This window comes from Lactobacillus sp. WILCCON 0149 (genome assembly GCF_057197965.1).
Window position 1 is genome coordinate 2,174,790 of sequence record NZ_JBUBHO010000001.1, and the last position, 16,566, is coordinate 2,191,355.

A 16,566-nucleotide genomic window follows, 5' to 3' on the forward strand; every position below is an offset into this window, starting at 1 on the left:
GAAGTATATATGAACAAAACGTATTAAAAGCTTTAAAGCCCTCGTATTATAAATTAATTAAAGAACTCGGCGTCATCGGCTCGGTATCGTGCAATTCCAGGTCACTGGAGACGTCGGCATCTTTCTCCGCCAGAACCTGCTCCGCCACGTCCCGGGCCAAATAATTCAAATTGTTCTGCTGGCTGCGGTGGGCCATGAAAACATGCTTGGTTTTAGAACTGATAACCCTGGCCAGAGTCTCAGCCGCCTGCTCGTTTGACAGGTGGCCATGATCTGACCGGACCCGCTGCTGCAGGCTCCAGGGATAGGGGCCGCTTCTCAGCATCAGGTCGTCATAGTTGAACTCGAGCAAATAGGCATCCGCGTCTTGAATCTCATATTCGACTTCTTCCGACACGTAGCCCGTGTCCGTCAAGCAGGCCAGGCGCTTGCCCCCGCTGGAAAAAACGTAGTACTGGGGCTGAGCCGCGTCATGGCTGGTGGCAAAAGCCGTCACTTCCAAGTCCCCATAGCACTTGGTCTGGCCCGGCTCAATCACATTGATCTGCTCTTCCGGCAGGCGGCCGATCTTGCCGGTCTCCTCCAGGTACTTCCAGGTTCCCGTGTTGCTGAAGGCGTTCAGCTGGGGATAGCGGCGCATAAGGACCCCCATTCCTCCGCTGTGGTCGCCATGGTCGTGGCTTAAAAAGACCATGTCCAAGTCTTCAATCGCCACGCCTACCTTGGCTAAAAGCTCCTTAGTCTTCTTGCCCGAAAGCCCGGCGTCCATCAAAATCTTGTGCTGGTCAGTCATCAGCAAGCTGCAGTTGCCCGCTGATCCGCTTGATAATACCGCGAATTGCAAATTTGTTCCCTTCCTGCCCTTAATCATCCAATGTACTGTTTTGCAAAAGCTGGCCATTAAAGGCGTTGACCCGCTTCAAACTGCTGCTCTTGCTGCTCTTGTTTTCGATCCAGACCAGCCAGGTCGGGACAAAGATCACGCTGCCCCGGACCTCGGTCAATTTGGTGTAGCCCAGCTTGACCTGCATCACCCGGGAGTTGTCGGCCAGTTCCCGGGTGGTATAGAGGTTGGTGACTGCCCGCCAGGGGCTGATGGTAGCCTGCAATTCCCGCACGCTGGTCAAGTCACTCAAATAGGTCTGGTAGTAGCCCGTGATCTTCTTGTCCTTGACGTTGACCACCAGCTGGGCCAGGCTGCTGTAGACCTGCCCGTACTGGGACTTCTGCACGTAAACGTAGCTGCTGTTGCTGGAAAGGTTCTTGGCATAAACATACTGCTTGCCATGCAGCACGTAATTTTTGTCATTCTTGAATTCACTTACCGTCATCCGCTCCAGCGAAATCGCGTTTTTCATAGTCGCGTACAGGGTCTTGTCCCCTTCAGCATAGCTGGTGGACACGTCGCTGCTGAGCTTCTTGGCGGCTTCTTTCAAGTCGCTCTTGCTTCTTGTGGCCAGGTAGTAGCCCGAGTCCCCCTTCCTGGACAGGGAGGGAACCGTGATATTGTCCGACTTCATTTCAGCCTTCAAGCTGGTCGAGGTCGTCACTGAGCTGGTTGAAGAAGTCAAAGTGACCGGTGCCCGCCAGAGCTCAATCAAAAGGTAAATGTCGACCAGGCAGAAGAGGATCAGAAAAAGCCATTCAATTTTGCGATGATCCATTAGTTTTCTTCCTCCTCTGAGCTGACTGAACTTGATGATACGGCTGAACTTGAGCTGGAGCTGCTGGAACTGGAGCTGGATTCAGACACTGATTGGCTGCGGCTGCTGGAAGACGCTTCCTGACTGCTTTCCGGAGCCTGGCTGCCCGCTTGGCTGCCGCTTGAGCTGGAAGGTGAGCTTGCCTCACTGCTGGACTGGCTGGAGCTAGTTGAAGACGAGTAACTGCTGGAGCTGGATCCGTCAATCAAAAGATCAGCATTTTCGGCCTTAGCCTTCTTCCAGCCAGCCAGGCTGTTCCAGCTGCCGCCTACCTTGATAAAGTAGGTTGGCACCAGAGTGATCAAGTCGCTGCGCTTCTTGTCGGCCTTGATATGGTAGCCGATGGTGATCCTCTCGATTTCACTTTCTTTGATGCCGATGCTGCCCAGCTCTTTAAGCAAGGTCGCGGTCTTAGGCAGGGTCTTGGCCTGCCCGTCATAAGGGATCGGGATCTGCAGGTTCATGCTGCTGAAAGCCACGCTGACCGTTTCCGTTCCCATGGTCACCTGGGTTTGGGCCAGGGTGTCATTGGCAAAAATCGGATAGCCTTCAATATAGTTGATATAAGACACCGTCTTGCCGCTGCTTTCAAAAAAGCGCAGATCCTGCTCAACCAGGCCCAGCTGCTTGACATAAGCGGCACTTTCCAGCATTCGCTGAGTGGCCGTCCGCTCTTGGCCAGTCAGATAGTTTTGGTAAAGATACTGGTGGTCACTGCCTTTGCCTTCCTTAGGAATCTGCAGGCGCTTGGAATAGCCAGCCGTGTAGACCGTGCGGCCATTCTTGGCCACCGACTTGCGATAGCTGCTGCCCAGAAGCCTGGAGGCATAATAGCTGCTGGACTGGTAGCTGATGAGGTAGCTGTATTCCTTAACTTTAACTGCTTGAGCATAAAAAGGCACATAAAGCTTCTTCAAATGCAGGAAGCTGACCTCCTGCTTGTCTTGAGCACTCTTTACGTACTTGACCAGCTGCTGAAAAGAGCCAGACTTGATCTTCACCCGGTAAACCCGGCTGCCGCTGTCGTTGCCAAAGTAAAGATAGCGAATCTTGCTCTTGGCCGGGACAAAGACCCGGTTGAACTGCAGGCTGGAATTGGCTTGCTTCTTGCCTAAAAGCACCGTGAAATTGATCTGGTCCGGGTAGGCAAACATGATATAGTTCTGGTCATCCAGCAGTTTCTTGTAATCGGCAGAATCATCCGATACCTTCTCAATTACCCCCAGCTTGACCTTTTCCAGGTACTGGACAAATTTCAAAGGCAGGTTCCGTTTGGCGTCATGCACTTGATAGCGGACCCCGTCTTGAAAGACATAGGTCTGGCCAGGAGCGTAAAAAGTCTGGATATTCCGGTAGTGGGTCGTCAAAGAAGCAGAACTTTGCGATGAAGACTCATTGCTGATCCGGCTGAAGCGCTGGTCACTGGTCATCACCGTGACCCAGAGGCCGATCGAGATCAAAATCACGGTCAAGGTCGCCAGGTGGAGGAGAAAATCATTGAATTTGAACTTGAATTTAAACTTCATCCCATTCATCCTCCTCATCCATTGGTTCATATGGCAGGGCAATGTAGAAGGTTGACCCATGTCCTTCCCGGCTGTCAGCCCAGATCCGGCCGCCATGGGCCGTCACGATTTCCTTGGCAATGGCCAGGCCCAAACCGGTCCCACCTTGGGCCCGGGACCGAGCCTTGTCTGCCCGGTAGAAGCGGTCAAAGATCTTGCCCAGGTCCTTTCTCGGAATCCCCAGCCCCTGGTCGCTGATGCTAAGCAGGATCTGGTTCTGGTTCTGGGTCAAGCGGACCGTAATGGTCCCCCCGTCAGGGGAATACTTGATGGCGTTGTTCATGATATTGTCGATTACCCGCATCATCTGGTCGGTGTCGATTTCCACCCACAGGGCCTGGTTGCCCAGGTCCCGCTTGATCACGTATTCCTTGGTATCGCTTTGGGCCTCGCCCTGATCATGCTCGACAATCATGTCAAAGCGGTTGAGCAGGTGGGCAACAAAGTCGGTAAAGTTGACCCATTCCGGTTCCAGCTTGGTGGCCCCCCGGTCCATTCTGGACAGAACCAGAAGGTCATTGACCATCCGGATCATCCGTTCAGTTTCCTTTTGCGTGACTTCCAAAAACTGCGGGGCAATCTCCGGATCCTTCCAGGCCCCCTCATTCAGGGCTTCAATATAAGCCCGGACGCTGGTCAAAGGAGTCCGCAATTCATGGGAAACGTTGGAAACGAACTGCCGCTGCTCATCTTCATTTTTGATCTGCTCAGTCACGTCGTGCAAGACGCAGACGGCCCCGGACACAAAGCCCGTGACCCGCTTGATTAGGGTAAAGCTGGCGTGCAGGATCATTTCATCATCCGTACCGGCATTGACCGTGACCTGCATGTCGCTTTGGTTGGAGATCAAGTCCTGGGAAGTGTATTCGTCCCCCAGGCCCAGAACTTGGGAAATAGGCTTGTTGATCGCGTCTTCGGCCTTGATGTCCAGGAAGTCCTGGGCCATCTGGTTCATGATCGACACGTTCCCGTGCCGGTCAGTCGCGATCACCCCGTCGGTCATGTGGGACAGGACACTGTCCAGCCGCCGGCGCTCAGATTCTGACTGCTCATTGGACCGCTCGATCTTGGCTGAGAGGGTGTTAAAGGCCGCCCCCAGCTGGCCCAGTTCGTCATTTGAGTAGATCTTGACCTGGGTCGAATAGTCCCCGTCAGCCACTTGGATGGCCTGCTGGCGGAGCTCTTCAATCGGCCGGGTTATTGCCCGGGAAATAAACATGGAGGCAATCGCCGCCACGATTACGGCAATAAGCGAGGCCGTCAAAAACATCATCGAGACGTTGCGCAAGTTGTTGAAGACGTCAGCCATGCTGGCCCGGACATAGACTGCCCCGACGATGTTGGTCCCGCTGGTCAGGGGCACGATCTGGACCATGAAGCTGCCCTTCTGGCCGCTAGTGATCTGGGTCTTCTGCTGGCCGGAGTTGATCACTTCCCGGATATCGCCATTGTTGGACAATTGCCCCACCCGGTTTTTGTCATTTAGGTTGGACACGGCCCGGATCACGTTTTTATTGTCCACGACCTGGATCTCAGAAATCGCGTCGTTGCTGTAGTCGGTGATGATCTGGTTCATCTTCCGGTCAGCGCTTTTGCCATTCTTGACCAGCTGGGTAGTCAACTGGTCGGTCACGATCGACTGCAGCTGAATCGTAGTTTGAAAGTTGTCAATGCTGGTCTGCTCCATCTGCCGGGTAAAGTAGGCCCCGATGATTTCAATCGTGGCCAGCAACAGGAGCATGAAGATAATGGCGATCTTGGTCTGAATCGAGCTGACCAGGCGTTTAAGCCGGTGGGTCTTCTCTCTCTTCACTTTCTCTTTGCGTGCTTTTTTATCTTTCTTCATTAATCCATCCACATAAAGAAAGCCACCTCAAACAGTGGCTCTGAAAAATTATTCTTCTGTTTGCTGCTTGACGAAGTAGCCGACACCCCGCCGGGTGACCAAAATTTTCGGCCGGACCGGGTTGTCCTCAATCTTTTCCCGCAAGCGGTGAACCGTTACATCGACCGTCCGGACGTCGCCGAAGTAGTCGTAGCCCCAGACCGTCTGCAAGAGGTGCTCTCTGGTCATGACCTGGTCCATATGCTGGGCCATGTAGTAGAGCAATTCAAACTCCCGGTGGGTCAGTTCGATCTTTTCCCCGTTCTTTTCGACCAGGTAGGCATCCGGCTTGATCAGCAGGTTGCCGATCTGGATGTCATTGCTTTCCTGTTCTTTTTCCTTTTGCTGGTTGACTTCCACTGCCTTCTTGACGATGTCCCGGCGGCGCAAATTAGCCTTGACCCGGGCCACCAGCTCACGGTTGGAGAAAGGCTTGGTCACGTAGTCGTCCGCCCCCATTTCCAGGCCGAGGACCTTGTCGATCTCGCCGCCCTTGGCGGTAACCATGATGATCGGCATGTCGTGGGTCTGGCGGACTTCCCGGGCTACTTCCAGCCCGTCTTTCTTCGGAAGCATTAAGTCTAAAATCATTAAGTCAGGGTTGTATTCTTCAACCTTCTCGACAGCTTCCTCGCCGTCATAAGCGGTCTCTACATCAAAACCCTCTTTGGTCAAGTTAAACTTGATGATATCGGAAATCGGCTTTTCGTCGTCAACGACGAGAATTTTTTTAGGCATCATAGACCTCCTTCACTGTCCCTATTATACTTGATTTGTTCGCGAAATTAAAAAAATTACAATTAATGTAAAAAAGGAGATTGCTTTTGCTGAGATTTATGGCATAATAAAAGTGTTGGTTGACACGGGTCGTTAGCTCAGCTGGCAGAGCACCGGACTCTTAATCCGGGTGTCCAGGGTTCGATCCCCTGACGACCCATCATCCCTAAGCACTGCACTCGCAGTGCTTTTTTTATTTTACAGCAAGCGGGGACTTTTTATGAGTAAAAAGACTTACTACTACCACAGCGAAAGCGAGGACCTGGTCAGTTCCGCCCAGCAGGACTTCCAATTACCAGACGACTACCAGGTCTTCCGGAAGGGATTTGGCTGGCGAATCTGGAATGGTTTAGTCCGCAGCCTGGCCTGCGCCTTTGCCTGGCTCTACTCCCGCCTCTTTTTGCTGGTCAGAGTCAAAGGCAAGGAAAAATTGCGCCCCTTTAAAAAGCAGGGCTACTTTGTCTACGGCAACCACACCCAGATGCTGGGTGACCCCTTCACGCCCATGACCATCGTCAATCCCTACCGCTACTATGCCCTGGCTGCCCAGGCCAATTGGGGGATTCCTTTTTTAGGCAAGTACGTAATTCCCGTTGCCGGCCTGCCGGTCGGCAAAAACATCAAGCAGTCCATCAGCCTGCTCAAGGACGTCAAGTACGCCTATGAAGAAAAGAAGGCGGCTATCGTCATCTACCCGGAAGCCCACCTTTGGCCCTACTACACCAAGATCCGCCCCTTCCCGGCGACCAGCTTCAACTTCCCGGTCAGCTTAAAGGCCCCGGCTTTTGCCATGACGACCACCTACCAGCCCTGCCGCTGGCGCAAGCGGCCGAAAATCACGGTCTACATCGACGGTCCCTTTTACCCGGACAAGAGTCTGGGCAAGAAGGCGGCCCAGGAAAAGCTGCATGATGAAATTGCTCAAAGCATGCGGGAGCGGGCAAAACTGAGCACTTGCGAATATTGCTCGTATGTTAAAATTGACAGTAGGAAATAGAATTTTTCTACTAAAAAGGAGGCAGAATCATGAACTTTCTTTTTTGCGGTGACCACAACGCTGAAAGAGGCGTGCTGATTGCCGTCTTATCACTGCTGAAAGCCGAGCGCGGCGAGGAAATTCACGTCTACATCCTGACCATGAAGGCCCACAGCAAACACCGGTCCTTTAAGCCCTTCAGCCAGCACGCGGCTGACTTCATCCGTTCTCTCATCGTGGCTGACAATCCTAACAGCAGCCTGGAACTGATCGACTGCACCGAAAATTTCATCAAGGAGCCGCCGACGGCCAACATGGGCACCCGCTTCACCCCATATGCCATGCTCCGACTTTTTGCCGACGAGCTGCCGCAGATTCCAGACCGCATTCTCTACCTGGATGACGACGTGATCATCCGCCGGCCGGTTGACCAGTTCTACACCCAGGACTTGACCGGGACGGAACTGGTTGGGGTTCTGGACTACTTCGGCCGCTTCTTCTTCCACAATCAAAAGAAGCTTTTTGACTATCTAAATTCCGGGGTCCTCCTTTTGAACATGCCGGAAATCAAGCGGACCGGCCTCTTTAAACGGGTCCGGCACTTGATGCAGGTCCAGAAGATGTTCCTGCCCGACCAGACGGCCATCAATAAATTGGCCAAGGAAAAGCGGATTGCCCCCCGCAAGTACAATGAGCAATACGCCCTCCAGGACGACACGGTCATCCAGCACTTTACCACCAGCTTCCGCTTCTTCCCTTACTTCAGAACCCAGACGGTCAAGCCTTGGGACGTGAAACGGGTCCACAGCGTGCTCAACCTGCACGAATATGACGACCTGCTCAATGAATACCTGCAGCTGAAGGACCAGCTGTAAGACAAAAAAGAGCAAGACTGCTTTCGGAGGAAAGAAAAATGACGATTCCAATTTTTTACACCATCAGCGACGACTTTACCCCCTACCTGGCCGTATCTTTGAGCTCTTTGGCGAAAAACGCCGGAAGTCAAAACGACTACACAATCATCATCCTGCACCAGGGGCTGAGCCCAGCCAACCAGCAAGCCCTGGCTGCTTTTGAAAAAGACAATGTCAAGATCATCTTCCGCCAGCTGGATGACCAGCTTTTTGCCCAGATTCAAAATAAAAAAGGCAACTATCTCCGGGCCGACTTCTTCACCCTGTCGATCTTCTACCGCCTTTTCATCCCGGACCTCTTCCCGGAATACGACAAGGCGGTTTATATCGATGCTGACACGGTCGTGAACGCCGACATCGCCGGCCTCTACCAGACGGAATTGGGAAACAACCTGGTCGCTGCCTGCCATGACCAGTCGGTCCACTACATCGAGCCCTTGCAGACCTACATCAGAGACTGCCTGGGGATCGATCCAGACAAATACGTCAATTCCGGCGTTTTGGTCATGAACTGCCAGGCCATGCGGGAAGAAGGCTTTTTAGACAAGTTCCTGCAGCTCCTGTCAACCTACCAGTTCAACTCGATTGCCCCTGACCAGGACTACTTAAACGAGATCTGCTCTGGCCGGATCAAGCTGCTGGACCCGCGCTGGGACGCCATGCCTAACGACTTTGACCCGGAAATGGCTGATCCTTACTTGATCCACTACAACCTCTTCTACAAGCCTTGGCACTTTGAAGAAGTCAAGTACGGCAGCTACTTCTGGCAGGCTGCTAAGGAGACGCCTTTTTACGAAGAATTGCAAAAGCAGCTGGCCAAGTTTACTGACCAGGACCGGAAGGACGAACTGGCCAAGATGCAGGGCATGGTCGACATGGTCGGCCAGATTTTGCATGATCCGCAAAACTGGTTCCACGTGAAACAGAAAGTCAAGGTTACCCTGTAAGGAACTAAGGAGAATAAGATGATTATCGGTGACAAGCGCCTGGACGTGATTCACAATATCAAGCAGGCCGCGAACGAACGGAACTTTACCGCCAAGACAGAAATCGGCGATCCAATGATGACCAGCGAGGAAAAGCTGGCTCTGGTGGAAGATTTTTGGCAAAAGCAGGACAAGGTCAAGACAAAATTTGACGGGGCCGTGGGCCACGAGCTGCTGCAGGCTTTGACCAAGACGATTTCTGGTTCAACCAAGGTAACTGGTATAGATAAGCTGAACGGCCTGCCAAAAGGTGGGGCCATCGTGACCGCCAACCACTTCAACCAGATCGATGCTTTGGCCGTTAACCGCCTGGCTCAAAAGGCCTACCGGCGGATGGACATCGTGATTGAGGAAACCAACTTGAAGCTGCCGGGCTTCTTCTCCTACATCATGAACAATATGGGTTCAATTCCTTTAACCCAGAGTCCCAACTACCTGGGCCGGGAATTCATCCAGCACTTGAACCACGCCTTTAATCAGGATCACTGGGTCCTGATCTTCCCGGAGCAGGAGATGTGGTGGAACTACCGCAAGCCCCGCAAGCCGCAGCGCGGAGCCTACTACTTCGCGGCCAAGTGCAACGTGCCGGTGATTTCGACTTTTGTGGAAATCCAGGACCTGCCAAAATTGGAAAAGAAGAACGAGCACTTCTACCAGACCCGGTACACCGTACATGTTCTGGACGTGCTTTACCCGGACCCGACCAAGACGGCCAGCGAGAATGCCAGCCGCTTGATGGAAGAAGATTACAAGCTGAAGGTCCAGGCCTACGAAAGAATCTACAAGAAGAAACTGGACTATGACTTCACCAGCTGGGATATTGCCGGCTGGCGGGGAGAATAATTTTTGCTAGAGACAAAAAGATCATGAAGGAAAATTGCTCCTTCATGATCTTATTTTTTATCGGCAATTACTTGACGTATTTTTCAGCAACCTTCTTGCCCAGCCAGACAGCCGCGAAAGAAGCAACGTAGGATACGATAAAGCATGGAATCCAGGCTTCCTTGCAGCCGTTAAGGTAGGCGGTCATCCGCGCTGCCTTAGGGATAGACTCGTTGTAAAAGATGCTGGCACCGGTGCAGATAAAGGTGTTGAGCGTGTTCAAAACGGCGGAAGGGATAATCCCTTGGACCAGCTTGAAGGCAACCGTGCCTTCTTTTAAGTGGAAGAGGCCGGCAAACCAGTCACCCCAGGCGTTGTAAGGGATGAACAAGCTGAAGAAAAAGACAATCAAGTTGATTTCCGCAGTCAATTCAAACAGGTTAACCCAGTTGAATGGCAGGTGGTTCAAGATGATGATAAAGATGGCCATCACCAGGCCCATGAACATGGACAATACAGAAGTCAAAATGGTGCCAAAGTGGCTTTTGTAGAACATAGTATTACTCTCTCTTGTTTATTTCTCTTAGTGCTGGGATGCCCCGCTGACCGCGTCAGCCGCTGGAGCTTCTTCGTTGGCCGTGTCGGCAGCGATCCGGCCAAAGGTAAAGATGTCAGCCAGGGAGTTCCCGCCCAAACGGTTGCCGGCGTGCAGGCCGCCCGCGTTTTCACCAGCTGAGTACAAGCCCGCGATGACGTGGCCTTCTTCGTCCAATACGTGGGCTTTGGTATCGATGACCAGACCGCCCATAGTGTGGTGGATGGCTGGCTTACGCGGAGTTGCGTAGAATGGTGCGACTTCGCACTTCAGGTGGAAGGCACTCTTGCCGAATTCCGGGTCGTGGCCGGCATCAACGTAAGAGTTGTACTTCTTGATGGTGTCAGTCAAAACTGCTGGGTCCATCCCCACCTTTTCAGCCAGTTCTTCCAGAGTGTCAGCTCTGAACAAAGTGCCGGCTTCAACTTGCGCGTCGATTGATTCTTGCGTGGTGTTGTAGGCAGTTTCCTTGATCTTGTCGTCGGCGATCAAGTAGAAGAGGCCGCCGTTGTCGATCGCTGCCTTAGCCAAAGTGTCACGTTCCGCAAATTCGTTGACGAAACGTTCACCCTTTTGGTTGACCATGATGAAGTTTTCAGGCGGAGTTTGCAAGCCAGTGAAAAGTTCCCCGGTTACCGGGTCAGAAACTGGCATGAGTTGAATGAAGCCCATCCCCGTCAAAGCAGCACCTGCTTCCTGGCCCAAAGCAATTCCGTCACCGGTAATAGCTGGTGAGTTGGTCGTAGCGATGTCATCAGCAATTTCGCTCCAGTAAGTGTTGTACTTTTGCACCATCTTGGTGTTGGCACCGAAGCCGCCGGCAGTCAAAATCACGCTCTTGGCGTGGACAGTTACCTTGGAGCCGTCAGTCTTTTCGGCAATCACGCCGGTAACCTTGCCGCCTTCAATGATCAAGTGCTTGGCCCGGGTTTCAGTCAAAACGGTTGCCCCATGTGCCTTGACCCAGTCGCCCAAAACGTGGATGAAGGCAAAGCCCATTGGTTCAACCGGCTTGTGGCCTCTGCGCCATAAAGCACCAACTGGCATGGTTACGTCGCTGCGGTCAAACTTCACGCCCAAGTCGGTCAGCCAGTTGACTGAGTCCAAAACGTTATTGACCAAAGTCGTTACCAATTCGTACTTGCCGTGGATTTCGTTGCCCTTGAGGTCTACCCGCTTGCCGCCGAGGTAGGTTTGAATTTCGTGCAGCAAAACTGAGTCAAAGAGGTAGTCTTCACCTGAGTCAAGGTAAGCCTTGATTTGGTCACGCAGCTTTTCGAAGTCTTCCACGTATTCTGGGTCGATTTCGCTGGTTGGCGTTTCAGCCAGTTCCTGTAAGGTTTCCTTTTCACCAGGCAGAGCCTTGAAGCCCTTTTGCCATTCAGGTTCAGCCGCGTTCATTGGACCACCGGCCCGGGCAGTGTTGCCGCCCAGTTGCGGGAACTTTTCCAGAATAACAACTTTCTTATCATGTTGCAGAGACCGGGTAGCAGCGGCCAGACCAGCCCCGCCAGCACCGATGACAACCACGTCAGTGTCGTATTCTTCATCCTTTGCCGCTGAAGAAGCTGGCTTGTCGCGCTTCTTCCATTCTTCAGCATCCCCGCCGGCTTCATTGATCGCTTCGGCAACCCCGTCGATCACCCCTTGCGAGGAGATTGAAGCCCCGGAAACGGCATCGACGTTCAAGGTTTGCCCGTCGATGATGGCCTTTGGCAGGCGCTTGAAGACTTCATCAGCGATCCCGCTGGTTTCTCCGGCTGAGTCAACCGTGATGTCCGCCACCTTGTCGTTTTCAATAGTGACTTCCATTGGCATGAATGATGAACCGTGGCCCTTGGCCTTAACCTTGTAAGTACCTGATTTCATTGACATGATTTTGCTCCTTTGCTTTTGTTAGCGTTTTCTTTACTTGATAGCTTAATTCTAATATTATTCCTGGAAAAAATGAACGACTTTAAATATTATCAACCAATAACATTTGTGTTATCGTAAAAACGAGACTTTTTTAGCAAAAAATGGAGACAAAAGAAAATGAACGATCCCGACATCATGCTCAACTACCTGGAAGTCCTGCTCAAGGAAAGCAACTTCACCCGGGCCGCTGAAAGCCTCTATATTTCCCAGCCCTACCTGACCCAGCTGATCAAGCGGGTGGAAAAGAAGCTGGGGACCACCATCATCAACCGGGACAAGGTTCCCTTTACCCTGACTGAATCCGGCCAGATCTACTACCAGTACCTGGAAAACATTTCTGCCCAGCGCCACCAGCTGGCCAACGCCCTGGAGCGCTTCAGCAACCACAAGGAAGAAGTCATCCGGATCGCCGTTCTGGAAAGCCTGGGCACCTTCCTTTTGCCTAAGATCCTGCCCGCCTTTTTGGACAAGCATCCCCAGGTCAAGATCCAGATTGCTGAAGGCTTCCCCCACACCAGCGAAGACCGGCTGCTGGGCGGGGATGTCGACTGCTATATGGGGCAAACGCCGGAAACTGTCGCGCAAGGAATTGACACTTATATCAATGGCGGGGAGGTCTACTATATTGTGATCCCGGAAAATTCCAAATACTATCTCAAGGACCGCTTCATCCTCGATCCCGGGACTTATGATCCCAAAGAGCTGCTCCAGCAGCCTTTTGTCCTGAGCAATGGCGAATCCGCCATCCGCCACCAGGTCAATGGGCTCTTTCATTATTTCCGCGTGCAGCCAAATGTCCGGATGACCTCCAACAGCGTCATCACCGCCACCAACCTGGCTGTCAATGGGGTCGGCTTTACGGTCTCCTCAGCCAGCATCTTGAAGCGGCTGGAGCACCTGCCAATCAACCTCTACCCCCTTGATCCCAAGCAGATCAAGCTGACCTACTTTATCGGCGTCCGCCGCGGCGCTGACCTGTCGCCAGCCTTAAAAGACCTGATCAATGCCTTCCAAGCGGCCGAGCTGCAGGAAGAGATCAGCTAAATCAAAAATTTTTTGGAGAAAATAAAAAATTTTGACGTGTTTTCTTGTATTAGTAAGTGGAGGGAAAAATCACCCTCCTAGATTGGAGGAACCATGTCAAAAAGAAAATCACACCAGCCTCATGGCACTAATGACCTGGTTGAAAAAATTCTGCTGGACAAGAATGAAGTGTTCGCTGACGTATTAAACGGCTTCATCTTCAATGGAAAACAGGTCATCAAGCCAGAGATGCTGGCAAACACCAACACGCTTAGCTACTACAAGGCTAACGGGAAAATTCACAGCCAAGACCGAGACGTGGCCAAGCTGCTGACGATCGGGAAGAAGAAGTTTGTTATTTCGCTAATTGGCATTGAGAACCAGACCCGTCCGGACAAGAACATGCCGGCCCGGGTGATGAACTATGATGCCGCGGCCTATCGCTACCAGCTCACTAAGAGCAAAAAGCTCTACCCCGTGCTCACGCTGGTGGTATACTACGGGAAAGAAGCTTGGAACTACAGCCGAAATTTGCTGGGGAACATCAATATGAAGAAGCTGCCCGAAGAGATTCGGCCACTGATCAGCGATTACGAGATCAAGGCTTTTTACCGGATCAGCGACTTAAATGCGCAAGAGCTGGATAAGCGCTTCAAGAGTGCCTTCTTCTGCCTGGCAGAATACTTCATCCAGACCAATGCCGGGGAAGAATACCACCCAAGCGCCAAAAAGCTGTCAGTAGAAGATATCATGCTTCTTTTGGACATGATGAATGCCCTGTCGGGCACGCATGCTTTTGACGAGTTAATCAAGGAATTGGAAAAAAGAGATAAGAACGAGGTGACTACCATGACTGAAGTAATGCCACAATTTATCCAGGTCAAGCTTGATCGGGCCAAGAAGGAAACGACTGAAGAAGTGACTGCAAAGGTGACCAAGGAAGTCACTAAAGAAGTGACTAAAGAAGTGACTAAAGAAACGACCGAGAAGGTAACTAGAGATCACTTGATCAACATTCTGAACACCACCAACTTAACTCCAGACGGAGCCATGGACCTCCTGGGCATCCCCGAGGCAGACCGGGCCATGTACAAGAAGCTGCTCAAGAAGAAGTAAGCAGCAAAAAAGCGGACAAGCCAAACTTGTCCGCTTTTCTTACGCCTTAGCGACGATTTCCTTGATGTAGTCAACCGGCATCTCCTTGCCAGTCCAGAGCTTGAAGGACTCTGCTCCTTGGCCGACCACCATGCCCAGACCGTTATAGATGTGCTTGACGCCGGCCTCTTTGGCGATCTTCATCAACTTGGTCTCCCGCGGTTCATACACCGTGTCGCTGACAACCATGTCCGCATGCAGCCAAGATGGATCTTCCACCAGTGACAGGTCGTCCAGTGGCGGCATCCCTACTCCGGTCGCGTCGCAGTAGATCCTGGATTCAGCGATCGACTGCTTGAAAGCTTCCTTGTCTTCCATTGGGTTCAAGCTGCAGACACAGTCAGTCGCTTCATTGATCGCGGCTACCTTGCCTTTGGCTGGTTCCCAGTTGCGGTCGTGGATATTAAAAATTCTGATTTCCTTGGCTCCGCCCATAGCCGCGGCTACAGCAATCGGAATCGCTGCCCCGCCGGCACCGGCTAAAGTCATGACCTGCCCCTTCACGTCCTGGCCGTCTTCTTGCAAAGACCGCAGCCAGCCCGTCCCGTCAGTGGTATAGCCCGTCAAAAAGCCATGGTCATTGACCACCGTGTTGACCGCCCCGCAGATTTTTGCTGCCGGGTCCAGCTTGTCCAGGTAGGGAATGATCGCCTGCTTGTTTGGCATGGACACGTTGGCTCCCCGCATGTCCAAAGTCCGCAGGGCCTTGACCGCGTCCCCGATCCGGTCCGGCCCGATTTCAAAGCAGAGGTAAGCCCCATTCAAGCCCAGCTTAGCCATGGCATTGTTGTGCATGGTCGGTGAAACTGAGTGTCTGATTGGATTCGCGAACAGGCCCAACAAGATGGTGTGCCCGTCCAGCCAGCCGGTTACTGGTCCGGTAATCCCGTTGATTTTTACCGGTAAAATGTCATTGCTTCTTTCGTCAGTCATCTTTTCAGTCCTTTGTTTTTATCTCTAAAAAATATGCTAGCGCTTGCCACTCTATAAAGAAAGGCAATCTGCCACTTTTATCAATCTATTTTTTCTATTGTTTTACCAATAATTTCAAAAATACCCACTAAACTCTCTATGTAAAAAGCGGATTGACAAATTATCTCTGTTAACGCTAACATTGAATAATGACGCGATTATGATTTGTTAACGAGGACTTGCTATGGAATTTATCAAAAACTACAACAACAACGCTGCCCTTGTCAAAGACTCAGCTGGCAAAGACTGGGTCGTCATTGGCAAGGGGATTGGCTTTGGGCTTAAACCAGGGATGCCTGTCGATGAAAGCAAAATCGAACGCCGCTTTAAAGCTCAAGACGAAATCGACCAGGTCGAACCGGACATCGTCAAGGGCATTGATCCCCAGTCCTTTGCCGCCACTGACCAGGTCTGCGAAATGCTGGAAAGCAAGTACGGCATCTCCTTTACCGGCTACCAGTACTTTGCCCTGGCTGACCACATCGACTTCATGATCAAGCGGACCCTGGACGGAGCGGAACTCAACCCCATGAGCGGCAGCTGGGAAACCAAGACCCTCTTTCCAAAAGAATACGCCGCGGCTAAAGAAGCCCTAAAGATCATCTCTGACACTGTCCACCTAACCTTCGACTGTTCTGAAGCCGTATCTTTAACCTACCACTTCATCAATGCCGAATCCGACGGTTCCAAACTGCAAGACACCATGCGGATGACCCGCTACTTGGGCGGGATTGTCAATATTGTCCAATACCAATACGGGATCACCCTGGATACCGACAGCTTCAATTACGAGCGCTTCATTACCCACCTCCGGGCCCTGATCATCCGCCACTTGACCGGCAAGGAAAATAGCGCCGAACTGGACCCTGCCCTCCTGCAGCTGATGGTTGCCAAGTACCCAAAAGAAAAAGACACGGTCGACCGGATTGCCCAGTATCTCAAGCGGGAAGATGACTGGACCCTGTCAGCCGATGACCAGACCTACTTGATTCTTCACATCTGGCGGGTGACTCACCGCTAAAAAATAAAAAATTCCGCATTTTCTGTTGACAGCGCTTTTATGAAGCGTTATCATAATAAATGTCTTAAGCGTGTTACTGTTAAATCAGGCATGAACCTATCACGAAATCAGCCGCTGGCAATATCATTTGTCAGTCTTACTTGATTTACCGATAGGTTCTTTTTTTCGCTTAAACCAGGTGTGTTACTAGTTCGACTAGGCATGAACCCGCAAGCATATACAGGACTCTTTCTATCTTTTCCACGTGAAGAATCC

The 16,566-nt window shown here is 51.9% G+C and carries 15 protein-coding genes and 1 tRNA gene; 8 read left to right on the forward strand and 8 right to left on the reverse strand.

The features are described from left to right. Positions 1-46 precede the first annotated feature (46 nt). The 5 genes from ACYVUV_RS10170 to yycF are packed head-to-tail and all read right to left on the reverse strand — an operon-like array spanning position 47 to position 5,891. The gene (locus ACYVUV_RS10170) at positions 47-844 is read right to left on the reverse strand and encodes an MBL fold metallo-hydrolase (RefSeq protein WP_439776163.1); all 798 of its coding nucleotides are present in this window, start codon (positions 842-844) and stop codon (positions 47-49) included. A gap of 19 nt (positions 845-863) precedes the next feature. Continuing rightward, on the reverse strand, positions 864-1,664 hold the full coding sequence (locus tag ACYVUV_RS10175; protein ID WP_439776153.1) for a two-component system regulatory protein YycI: 801 nt from the start codon (positions 1,662-1,664) through the stop codon (positions 864-866). Next, positions 1,664-3,229 carry a two-component system activity regulator YycH gene (gene yycH, locus ACYVUV_RS10180; RefSeq protein WP_439776154.1) on the reverse strand — a complete coding sequence of 522 codons (1,566 nt, stop codon included), beginning with the start codon at positions 3,227-3,229 and terminating at the stop codon, positions 1,664-1,666. The genes ACYVUV_RS10175 and yycH overlap by 1 nt, the downstream gene beginning before the upstream one ends. Next, positions 3,219-5,114, reverse strand: coding sequence for a cell wall metabolism sensor histidine kinase WalK (gene walK, locus ACYVUV_RS10185; protein WP_439776155.1), 1,896 nt, complete (start codon positions 5,112-5,114; stop codon positions 3,219-3,221). Before walK ends, yycH begins: the two co-directional genes overlap by 11 nt. 48 nt (positions 5,115-5,162) lie before the next feature. After that, positions 5,163-5,891 (reverse strand): response regulator YycF, encoded by a 729-nt coding sequence (gene yycF / locus ACYVUV_RS10190; RefSeq protein ID WP_270448343.1) that lies wholly within the window; start codon positions 5,889-5,891, stop codon positions 5,163-5,165. A 126-nt stretch (positions 5,892-6,017) separates the two neighbouring features. Between yycF and ACYVUV_RS10195 the strand changes: the two genes are divergently transcribed. The 5 genes from ACYVUV_RS10195 (at position 6,018) to ACYVUV_RS10215 (ending at position 9,649) form a co-directional block, all read left to right on the forward strand. Beyond that, positions 6,018-6,090: transfer RNA gene (locus ACYVUV_RS10195), tRNA-Lys, on the forward strand. Between the two features lie 60 nt (positions 6,091-6,150). Further along, positions 6,151-6,927 carry a lysophospholipid acyltransferase family protein gene (locus ACYVUV_RS10200; protein ID WP_439776156.1) on the forward strand — a complete coding sequence of 259 codons (777 nt, stop codon included), beginning with the start codon at positions 6,151-6,153 and terminating at the stop codon, positions 6,925-6,927. Between the two features lie 29 nt (positions 6,928-6,956). Continuing rightward, a complete protein-coding gene (locus tag ACYVUV_RS10205; protein WP_439776157.1) occupies positions 6,957-7,781 on the forward strand; it encodes a glycosyltransferase in 825 nt (274 codons plus the stop codon). Between the two features lie 38 nt (positions 7,782-7,819). Further along, a complete protein-coding gene (locus tag ACYVUV_RS10210) occupies positions 7,820-8,767 on the forward strand; it encodes a glycosyltransferase family 8 protein (protein ID WP_439776158.1) in 948 nt (315 codons plus the stop codon). Between the two features lie 18 nt (positions 8,768-8,785). After that, entirely contained in the window at positions 8,786-9,649 is an 864-nt protein-coding gene (locus tag ACYVUV_RS10215) for a lysophospholipid acyltransferase family protein (protein WP_439776159.1), read from the forward strand. 67 nt (positions 9,650-9,716) lie between these two features. Here the strand turns inward: ACYVUV_RS10215 and ACYVUV_RS10220 are convergent, their stop codons facing one another. Next, positions 9,717-10,184 (reverse strand): hypothetical protein, encoded by a 468-nt coding sequence (locus ACYVUV_RS10220; protein ID WP_439776160.1) that lies wholly within the window; start codon positions 10,182-10,184, stop codon positions 9,717-9,719. 27 nt (positions 10,185-10,211) lie between these two features. Beyond that, positions 10,212-12,092 (reverse strand): flavocytochrome c, encoded by a 1,881-nt coding sequence (locus ACYVUV_RS10225; protein ID WP_439776164.1) that lies wholly within the window; start codon positions 12,090-12,092, stop codon positions 10,212-10,214. Between the two features lie 165 nt (positions 12,093-12,257). Between ACYVUV_RS10225 and ACYVUV_RS10230 the strand changes: the two genes are divergently transcribed. After that, on the forward strand, positions 12,258-13,184 hold the full coding sequence (locus ACYVUV_RS10230) for a LysR family transcriptional regulator (protein WP_439776161.1): 927 nt from the start codon (positions 12,258-12,260) through the stop codon (positions 13,182-13,184). Positions 13,185-13,277: 93 nt separating this feature from the next. Beyond that, entirely contained in the window at positions 13,278-14,279 is a 1,002-nt protein-coding gene (locus ACYVUV_RS10235) for an Rpn family recombination-promoting nuclease/putative transposase (protein WP_484499307.1), read from the forward strand. Between the two features lie 39 nt (positions 14,280-14,318). Here the strand turns inward: ACYVUV_RS10235 and ACYVUV_RS10240 are convergent, their stop codons facing one another. Further along, positions 14,319-15,251 carry a shikimate dehydrogenase gene (locus tag ACYVUV_RS10240; RefSeq protein WP_439774696.1) on the reverse strand — a complete coding sequence of 311 codons (933 nt, stop codon included), beginning with the start codon at positions 15,249-15,251 and terminating at the stop codon, positions 14,319-14,321. Between the two features lie 223 nt (positions 15,252-15,474). Between ACYVUV_RS10240 and ACYVUV_RS10245 the strand changes: the two genes are divergently transcribed. Beyond that, a complete protein-coding gene (locus ACYVUV_RS10245; RefSeq protein WP_439774695.1) occupies positions 15,475-16,311 on the forward strand; it encodes a PRD domain-containing protein in 837 nt (278 codons plus the stop codon). Positions 16,312-16,566: the final 255 nt, after the last annotated feature.